General features: G+C 69.5%; 7 protein-coding genes. All 7 read left to right on the top strand.

What is annotated here, in order from left to right; translation table 11 throughout:
• Window positions 1-713 (top strand): aconitase family protein (locus E5198_RS18970; RefSeq protein WP_256659197.1); only part of this gene is annotated, 713 nt, incomplete at its 5' end.
• 129 nt (window positions 714-842) lie between these two features.
• Complete coding sequence (locus E5198_RS18965) at window positions 843-3,503, top strand: LuxR C-terminal-related transcriptional regulator (protein WP_136491509.1); 2,661 nt, start codon at window positions 843-845, stop codon at window positions 3,501-3,503.
• Window positions 3,504-3,650: 147 nt separating this feature from the next.
• Window positions 3,651-5,762: a 3-hydroxyacyl-CoA dehydrogenase NAD-binding domain-containing protein gene (locus E5198_RS18960; RefSeq protein ID WP_136491508.1), complete on the top strand. Its 2,112-nt coding sequence runs from the start codon at window positions 3,651-3,653 to the stop codon at window positions 5,760-5,762.
• A 35-nt stretch (window positions 5,763-5,797) separates the two neighbouring features.
• Window positions 5,798-6,985: an acetyl-CoA C-acyltransferase family protein gene (locus tag E5198_RS18955; RefSeq protein WP_136491507.1), complete on the top strand. Its 1,188-nt coding sequence runs from the start codon at window positions 5,798-5,800 to the stop codon at window positions 6,983-6,985.
• 14 nt (window positions 6,986-6,999) lie between these two features.
• Window positions 7,000-7,749 carry an electron transfer flavoprotein subunit beta/FixA family protein gene (locus E5198_RS18950; RefSeq protein ID WP_136491506.1) on the top strand — a complete coding sequence of 250 codons (750 nt, stop codon included), beginning with the start codon at window positions 7,000-7,002 and terminating at the stop codon, window positions 7,747-7,749.
• Window position 7,750: 1 nt separating this feature from the next.
• On the top strand, window positions 7,751-8,698 hold the full coding sequence (locus E5198_RS18945; protein ID WP_136491505.1) for an electron transfer flavoprotein subunit alpha/FixB family protein: 948 nt from the start codon (window positions 7,751-7,753) through the stop codon (window positions 8,696-8,698).
• 127 nt (window positions 8,699-8,825) lie between these two features.
• Window positions 8,826-8,965, top strand: a 140-nt coding sequence (locus E5198_RS18940) for an FAD-dependent oxidoreductase (protein ID WP_136491504.1), incomplete at its 3' end; no start/stop codon positions are given.

Below are 8,965 nucleotides of genomic sequence, written 5' to 3'. Positions count from 1 at the left end.
TGATCGGCGAAGGCTACGGCGATGCCCGTACCCTGGAGCGTCGCGCCCAGGCCATGGAAGCCTGGCTGGCCGATCCGCAGCTGCTGTCCGCCGATGCCGATGCCGAATACGCCGCCGTGATCGAGATCGACCTGGCCGAGATCAAGGAGCCGGTTCTCTGCGCGCCGAACGATCCGGACGACGCTCGTCTGCTGTCCACCGTTGCCGGTCAGAAGATCGACGAGGTGTTCATCGGTTCGTGCATGACCAACATCGGTCACTTCCGCGCGGCCGGCAAGCTGCTGGACAAGGTCAAGGGCGGCATCCCGACCCGTCTGTGGCTGGCGCCGCCGACCAAGATGGACGTGCACCAGCTGACCGAGGAAGGCTACTACGGCATCTTCGGCCGCGCCGGGGCGCGCATGGAGATGCCGGGCTGCTCGCTGTGCATGGGCAACCAGGCGCGCGTGCAGACCGGTTCGACCGTGGTCTCCACCTCGACCCGCAACTTCCCGAACCGTCTGGGCGACTCGACCAACGTGTTCCTGGCGTCGGCCGAACTGGCCTCGGTGGCCTCCATCCTCGGCAAGCTGCCGACCGTCGCGGAGTACATGGAGTACGCGAAGAACATCGACAGCATGGCTGCCGACATCTATCGCTACCTGTCCTTCGACCGGATCGCCGAGTACCGGGATGCCGCCGCCAAGGCGGTGATCCCCGCCGTAGCGGTGTAATCCCTCGCCCGTCCGGCGCGCCTCCCCCGGCGCGCCGGACGGGCGCTGCCATGCGCGCTAGAGCCTCCACGGCCGGGATCTGCTACCTTCACGAGCAACCACGCCGTGAACAACAACAGAAGACCCCCGATGGCTTCCCCCCTCGTCAATCCGAGCCAGCTTCGTCCCCTGCCCCTGCCCGACAAGGTCCTGCCCCGTCCGCGCCTGCTCCAGCACCTGCAGGACGCCGCCGCGCGCGGCTGCCGGCTGATCCTGCTCAGCGCGCCGCTCGGCTACGGCAAGACCACCCTGCTCGCCCAGTACGCCGCCAGCCTGCAGACGCCCTGGGCCTGGTATCGCCTGGACCGCGCCGACAACCAGCCGCTGCACCTGCTGCTGCATCTGGGCGCTGCACTCGGCCTGCCCGCCCCCGAGCACAGCCTGATGCCCGCCGACGAGTCCCGCCTGTGGGGCGCCGCTCTGCAGCGCCTCGAACAGCAGGGCGAAGGCTTCACCCTGATCCTCGACGACCTGCACCTGCTGCGCGCCGAGCGCGCCCGCCGCTATCTCGACCAGTTGCTGCGCTACGGCCCGCCCGGCCTGCTGGTACTGGCCGCCGGCGAGGGAGCCCCGGAGCTGGCCATCAACCACCTGCGCCGCGACGAGCGCCTGGCAGTGATCGACGCCCGCGAGCTGGGCGTGGACAGCGAGGAGATCCGCCAGCTGGCCAGCAGCCGCGGCGCCAGGCTGGACTCCGACGCGCTCTACCAGCTGCGCGCCGGCAGCGAGGGCTGGATCACCGGCCTGCTGTTCTGGTTCACCGCCCACCGCGAGCTGGCGCCGACCGGCACGCAGCCCGAGCTGCTGCGCGGAGTGACCCGCCAGGCCTATACCTACGTGGTCGACTTCCTCGACGAGGAAGTGCTGGCCCGCCTGCCCGCCGAGCTGCTCGACTTCATGGAGCGCACCTCGGTGGTGCAGACCTTCGAGCCGGCGCTGGCCAACCTGCTCGGCGGCCGTGCCGACAGCCGCCCGCTGATCGACCAGGCGCTGCGCCGCGACCTGTTCATCGAGCGGCGCCCCGGCGACCGCGCCGAATACCGCTACCACCGCGTGCTGCGCGAGGCGCTCTACCAGCGCCTGCAGCAGCGCGATCCGCAGCTGCTCCAGCAGCTGCACCAGCAGGCCGCCGCCTGGCTGCTCGAACAGCGCCGCTACTCGGAAGCCATCCACCAGTACGGCCGCGCCCGCGACTTCAACGCGGTGCTCGCCACCGCCGAGCGGCACACCTTCGACCTGCTGCGCGACGGCCAGATCAATGCGCTGGTCGACCTGCTCAGCCAGGTCGAGGTCAACGGCCAGACCGGCAGCGACCATTTCACCCTGGCGATCAGCGAAGCCTCGATCGTCATGGTCACCAACGGCATCGCCCGCATCCAGGCGTGCATCCAGCGCCTGCGCCAGCTGCAGCGCCAGGGCGTGCCGCGCAATCCGGAGCGGGTGCAGCAGACCATCGCCTACCTGCGTACCCTGCTGGCCTTCCTCGGCGGCAACCTGCGCCACGGCCTGGAGCTGGCCGGCCAGGCGCTGCAGCGCTTCCCGCAGCGCAACTCGGCCGGTTCGGTGCTGCGTCTCAACCGGGCGCGCTGCCTGTTCGAACTGGGCCAGCTGGACGCCGCGCGCCGCGATGTCGAGCAGGCGCTGGGCGAGTTCGACGAGTTCGGCTTCAGCGGCTTCGTCAACATTCCCCACCTGCTGTGCGGGCAGATCGAGCTGGCCCAGGGTGGCAGCGAGGCAGCCATGCGCCGCTTCCTCGCCCTGGAGCGGCAGTCGCCGGCGACCGCCTCGCGCAACTTCTACGAGGTGTTCCACCACCTCGGCCTGGGCCTGGTGTTCGCCCAGCAGAACCATCTGGAACAGGCCCGCCAGCGCCTGGCCAAGGCGGAAACCCTGGCCCTCGGCTTCCCCCACTCCGCCGCGCTGGTCCAGGTGCTGCACCACATGGCCTGCCTGTACGACGCCATGGGCGAAGCCGGCAAGGCCCAGGCGCGCTGGGACGAGGCGCGGCGCCTGGCCCGCCAGTTCCGCCAGTTCGGCCTGTACCGCCTGGCCGGCGCCTGGCGCGCGCGCCTGGCGGTGCGCGAGCGCGACCAGGACTTCATCCTCGCCTGGCTCAAGGAGTGGCACTGGTGCCAGCGCCACTACGGCGAGGACCTGATGCCGGACGAGTGGCTGGCCTACGCCTGGGTGCAGCGCCACCTCGGCCAGCCGGCGGTGGCCCGGCAGATCCTCGCCAACCTGCGCGAGCAGGCCGAGGCGGAGCACAACCGGCGCCTGCAGCTCGACCTGTGGCTGCTCGACGCCGCCCTGCAGCGCGACCGCGGCGAGCAGAACGCCGCCCTCGCCTGCCTCGACGAGGCCCTGCAGCTGGCCGCCGGCCACGGCTTCGGCCAGCTGCTGCACCACGAGGGCCGCGAGCTGACCGAGCTGTTCCGCCAGCTGCTGCAGCCGGCGGTGCGCCGCCAGGCCGGGCTGGAGCGTCCGCTGCCGCCGCGCGAACAGCTCGAACGCCTGCTGGCCGGGCTCGGCAGCGAGGGCGCCGCGCATCCGCTGCTCGAACCGCTGACCCGCCGCGAGCTGGACGTGCTGCGGCGCATGGCCCGCGGGCAGAGCAACCAGCAGCTCGCCGACGGCCTGTTCGTCAGCCTGAGCACGGTGAAGACCCACATCAACAACCTGTTCCGCAAGCTCGACGTCAGCGACCGCGACGGCGCCCTGCGCGTCGCGCGCGAGTTGCACCTGCTCGACTGAGCAGGCGCAACTGCGCCGCCAGTTCCACCCTCCCCTCCACCCGACTCCACCCGCAAATCCACCCGCGGTTCGAAGCGCACCGCGCGGGTGGCTTGCTAAAAAACCGGCAACCCTTCTCCCTGCATAACAACAACCAAGGGAACTGCCATGTACACCCTGATCGACTACACCCTGGACAACGAACTGGCCCTGATCGGCCTGGCCCGCGCCCCGGTCAACGCCCTCGGCCTCACCCTGCGCCAGGAGCTGCAGGCTGCCTTCCGCCAGGCCAGCGCCGATCCGGCGGTCAAGGCCATGGTCGTCTACGGCCGCGGCCTGCCGTTCTGCGCCGGCGCCGACATCGCCGAGTTCGGCGGCGCCGACTTCACCGCCACCCCGGGCCTGCCCGAGCTGCTCATCGAGCTGGCCGGCAGCACCAAGCCGATGATCGCCGCCGTCGGTGGCCTGGCCCTCGGCGGCGGCCTGGAGCTGGCCATGGCCTGCGGCTACCGCATCGGCGAGCCCAAGGGGCGCCTGGGCATGCCGGAAATCACCCTCGGCCTGCTGCCCGGCGCCGGCGGCACCCAGCGCCTGCCGCGCCTGATCGGCGCCGAGACTGCCCTGGAAACCATCCTCTCCGGCCAGCCGCTGCGCGCCGAGCGCGCCCTCGAGCTGGGACTGCTCGACCGCCTCGCCGCCTCGGCCGACGACCTGCTGGACGCCGCCTGCGCCTACGCCCGCGAACTGCTGCAGGCGGGCGCCCCGGCGCAGCCGGCCTACCCCCATGCCGCGCCGGGAGCCGCACTGGCGGACAACTTCTTCGTCGACTACACCGCCAAAAAGAGCGGCCAGTGGAAGGGCCAGCTCGCCCCGCACCTGGCCCTGGAGGCGGTGCGCATCGCCTGCGAGCAGCCGCTGGCAGTGGGCCTGGCCCGCGAGCAGGAGCTGTTCATGGAGGCCATGGACTCGCCGCAGTCCCAGGCCCTGCGCCACCTGTTCTTCGCCGAGCGCGAGGCCGGCAAGGTGCCCGGCATCGACGCCTCGCTGCCGCTGCGCCCGATCAAGAAGGTCGCGGTGATCGGCGCCGGCACCATGGGCGGCGGCATCGCCATGAACTTCGCCAACATCGGCATGCCGGTGGTGCTGCTCGAACAGAAGCGCGAGGCGCTCGATCGCGGCCTGGCGCAGATCCGCAAGAACTACGAGATCAGCGCCAAGCGCGGCAAGCTGACCCAGGAGCAGGTCGAGCAGCGCATGGCCCTGCTGGCCGGCACCCTCGACTACGCCGACCTGGCCGACGCCGACCTGGTGATCGAGGCGGTGTTCGAGAGCATGGAGGTCAAGCGCCAGGTGTTCGTCACCCTCGACGAGATCTGCAAGCCCGGCGCCATCCTCGCCACCAACACCTCGACCCTCGACGTCGACCAGATCGCCGCCTTCACCCGTCGCCCGCAGGACGTGATCGGCCTGCACTTCTTCAGCCCGGCCAACGTCATGCGCCTGCTGGAAGTGGTGCGCGGCAAGCAGACCGCCCTCGACGTGCTGGCCACCGCGCTCAAGCTGGGCAAGCAGATCGGCAAGCTGCCGGTGGTTTCCGGGGTGTGCTACGGCTTCATCGGCAACCGCATGCTCGAGCCCTACGCCCGCGAGGCGCACCGCCTGCTGCTGGAAGGCGCCACCCCGGCGCAGGTCGACCGCGTGCTCACCGATCTCGGCCTCAACATGGGCGTGCTGAGCATGTACGACCTGGTCGGCATCGACGTCGGCTACCTGATCCGCACCCCGCTGCGCGAGGCGCTGGCCACCGACCCCAGCTACTACCGCGTGGCCGACGAGCTCTACGCCCTCGGCCGCTACGGCCAGAAAACCGGCCGCGGCATGTACATCTACGAAGGCCGCGAGCGCCACGACGATCCGGAAGTGCTGGCCATGGCCGAGCGCCTGGCCGCCGAACTGGGCATCCAGCGCCGCGTCATCAGCGACCAGGAAATCCACGACCGCTGCCTGTTCGTGCTGATCAACGAAGGCATCCAGATCCTCGACGAAGGCATCGCCCTGCGCGCCGGCGACATCGACCTGGTGTGGACCTGCGGCTACGGCTTCCCCACCTGGCTGGGCGGCCCGCTGCACTATGCCGAACATCTGGGCCTCGAGCGCGTGCTCGGCGGCCTCAATCAGTACCGCGAGCAGCTCGGCGCCTACGGCGAGCAGTGGTTCAAGCCTGCCGCCCTGCTCGAGCGCCTGGTCGCCGCCGGCAAGACCCGCATCAGCAAAGACTAACCCGCAACTTTCCAGATAAAAACAAGGAAATACCCATGAACAAGCGTGAAGTGGTCATCGTCAGCGGTGCCCGTACGGCCATCGGCGACTTCGGCGGCAGCCTCAAGGACTTCTCCCCCAGCGATCTGGGCGCCATGGTCGCCCGCGAAGCCCTGCAGCGCGCCCAGGTGAACGGCGACGAGGTCGGCCAGGTGGTGTTCGGCAACGTCATCCATACCGAGCCGGTCGACATGTACATCTCCCGCGTGGTCGCCCTGAAGAGCGGCGTCAGCGAGCAGTCCACCGCCCTGACCGTCAACCGTCTGTGCGGTTCGGGCCTGCAGGCAATCGTCACTGCCGCCCAGGGCATCCTCCTCGGCGACGCCGACGTCGCCCTGGCCGGCGGCGCCGACTGCATGAGCCGCGCGCCCTACTCCACCTCGGCGATGCGCTTCGGCGCACGCATGGGCGACACCGGCATGGTCGACATGATGGTCGGCGCCCTTACCGACCCGATGCACAAGGTGCACATGGGCGTCACCGCCGAGAACGTGCGCCGCACCTACGCCATCTCCCGCGAGGCGCAGGACGCGCTGGCGCTGGAATCCCATCGCCGCGCCGCCGTGGCCATCGAGGAAGGCCGCTTCAAGGAGCAGATCCTGCCGATCACCCTGAAGACCCGCCGCGGCGAAGTGGTGTTCGACACCGACGAGCACGTGCGCGACAACCTGACCCTCGAGGAGTTGAGCAAGCTCAAGCCGGCCTTCGAGCGCAACGACGGCAGCGTCACCGCCGGCAACGCCTCCAGCCTCAACGACGGCGCCGCCGCCGTGGTGCTGATGGAGCGCGCCACCGCCGAGCGCCGCGGCCTCAAGCCGATGGCCCGCCTGGTGTCCTACGCCCTGGCCGGGGTCGATCCGCTGCACATGGGCATCGGCCCGGTGCCGGCCACCAAGCTGGCCCTCGAGCGTGCCGGCCTGAACGTGGCCGACCTGGACGTGGTCGAGGCCAACGAGGCGTTCGCCGCCCAGGCCTGCGCGGTGATCCAGGAACTCGGTCTCGATCCGGCCAAGGTCAACCCCAACGGTTCCGGCATTTCCCTCGGTCATCCGATCGGCGCCACCGGCGCCATCATCACCCTCAAGGCCCTTTACGAACTCGAGCGCATCGGCGGCCGCTACGCCCTGGTGACCATGTGCATCGGCGGCGGCCAGGGCATCGCCGCGATCTTCGAACGCGTCTGAGAGAGGAATCCGACATGAAAGTACTGGTCGCGGTAAAACGCGTGGTCGACTACAACGTCAAGGTGCGGGTCAAGGCCGACAACAGCGGCGTCGATCTGGCCAACGTCAAGATGGCCATGAACCCCTTCTGCGAGATCGCCGTCGAGGAAGCAGTACGCCTCAAGGAAAAGGGCATCGCTACTGAAGTCGTCGTCGTCTCGGTTGGTCCGGCGACTGCCCAGGAGCAACTGCGCACCGCCCTGGCCCTCGGCGCCGACCGCGCCGTGCTGGTGGAAGCCAATGACGAGCTTGGCTCGCTGGCCGTCGCCAAGCTGCTCAAGGCCGTGGTCGACAAGGAGCAGCCGCAGCTGGTGATCCTCGGCAAGCAGGCCATCGACAGCGACAACAACCAGACCGGGCAGATGCTCGCCGCCCTGACCGGCTTCGCCCAGGGCACCTTCGCCTCCAGGGTCGAGGTCACTGGCGACAAGGTCAACGTCACCCGCGAGATCGACGGCGGCCTGCAGACCGTCGCCCTCAAGCTCCCCGCCATCGTCACCACCGACCTGCGCCTCAACGAGCCGCGCTACGCCTCCTTGCCCAACATCATGAAGGCCAAGAAGAAGCCGCTGGAGACCGTCACTCCGGAGGCGCTGGGCGTGTCCACCGCCTCCAGCGTCAAGGTGCTCAAGGTCGAGGCCCCGGCCGCGCGCAGCGCCGGCATCAAGGTCAAGTCGGTGGCCGAACTGGTCGAGAAACTGCAGAACGAAGCGAAGGTGATCTGAGATGGCAATCCTGGTAATCGCTGAACACAACAACAGTGCCCTGGCTGCCGCCACCCTCAACACCGTGGCCGCCGCCGCTCAGATCGGTGGCGATGTCCATATGCTGGTCGCAGGCCAAGGCTGCGGCGCGGTGGCCGAGGCGGCCGCCCAGGTCGCCGGCGTGGCCAAGGTGCTGCTCGCCGACGCCCCGGCCTACGCCCACCAGCTGCCGGAGAACGTCGCGCCGCTGATCGTCGAGCTGGCTCGCGGGACCTCGCCGGCCGCCTACAGCCATGTGCTGGCCCCGGCCACCACCAACGGCAAGAACTACCTGCCGCGCGTCGCCGCGTTGCTCGACGTCGACCAGATCTCCGAGATCGTCAAGGTCGTCTCGGCCGACACCTTCCAGCGGCCGATCTACGCCGGCAACGCCATCGCCACCGTGCAGTCCGCGGCTGCCGTCAAGGTCATCACCGTGCGCAGCACCGGCTTCGACGCCGTGGCCGCCACCGGGGGAGGTGCCGCCATCGAGGCCATCGGCGCCTCCTGCGATGCCGGCGTGTCCAGCTTCGTCGGCGAGGAGCTGGCCAAGTCCGAACGTCCCGAGCTGACCGCCGCCAAGGTGGTGGTTTCCGGCGGTCGCGGCATGCAGAACGGCGACAACTTCCAGCTGCTGTATGGCGTGGCCGACAAGCTCGGTGCTGCCGTCGGTGCCTCGCGCGCCGCGGTGGACGCCGGCTTCGTGCCCAACGACATGCAGGTCGGCCAGACCGGCAAGATCGTCGCCCCGCAGCTGTACGTCGCCGTCGGCATCTCCGGCGCCATCCAGCACCTGGCCGGCATGAAGGATTCGAAAGTCATCGTGGCGATCAACAAGGACGAGGAGGCGCCGATCTTCCAGGTCGCCGACTACGGCCTGGTCGCCGACCTGTTCGAGGCCGTGCCGGAGCTGTCTAGTCTGCTTGGCTGATTCGCCAGGCGGCACCAGCAGCTATTGTTGCCGCCGGCACTCAGCGTGCGCTCGAGGACATGGGCAACCCACGGGTTGCCCATTTTCCTGCCTGCCGGTTTTCTGCGAAGAAATTTGAGGTCACGAAATGCAACGCGAATACATGGAATTCGACGTGGTCATCGTCGGCGCTGGCCCTGCCGGACTGTCGGCCGCCTGCCGCCTGAAGCAGAAGGCCGCCGAAGCCGGCCAGGAGCTCAGCGTCTGCGTGGTGGAGAAAGGCTCCGA

The organism is Pseudomonas sp. A-1 (assembly GCF_004801855.1).
Taxonomy (GTDB): Bacteria; Pseudomonadota; Gammaproteobacteria; order Pseudomonadales; family Pseudomonadaceae; genus Geopseudomonas.
The sequence above is the reverse complement of the archived record's forward strand: the minus strand, read 5'-3'. Positions and strand labels throughout refer to the sequence as shown.

Bases quoted from the DNA above. Each gene is read 5' to 3' on its own strand.
- E5198_RS18965 (WP_136491509.1), top strand. From the start codon at position 843: ATGGCTTCCCCCCTCGTCAATCCGAGCCAGCTTCGTCCCCTGCCCCTG.
- E5198_RS18945 (WP_136491505.1), top strand. From the start codon at position 7,751: ATGGCAATCCTGGTAATCGCTGAACACAACAACAGTGCCCTGGCTGCC.
- E5198_RS18950 (WP_136491506.1), top strand. From the start codon at position 7,000: ATGAAAGTACTGGTCGCGGTAAAACGCGTGGTCGACTACAACGTCAAG.
- E5198_RS18955 (WP_136491507.1), top strand. From the start codon at position 5,798: ATGAACAAGCGTGAAGTGGTCATCGTCAGCGGTGCCCGTACGGCCATC.
- E5198_RS18960 (WP_136491508.1), top strand. From the start codon at position 3,651: ATGTACACCCTGATCGACTACACCCTGGACAACGAACTGGCCCTGATC.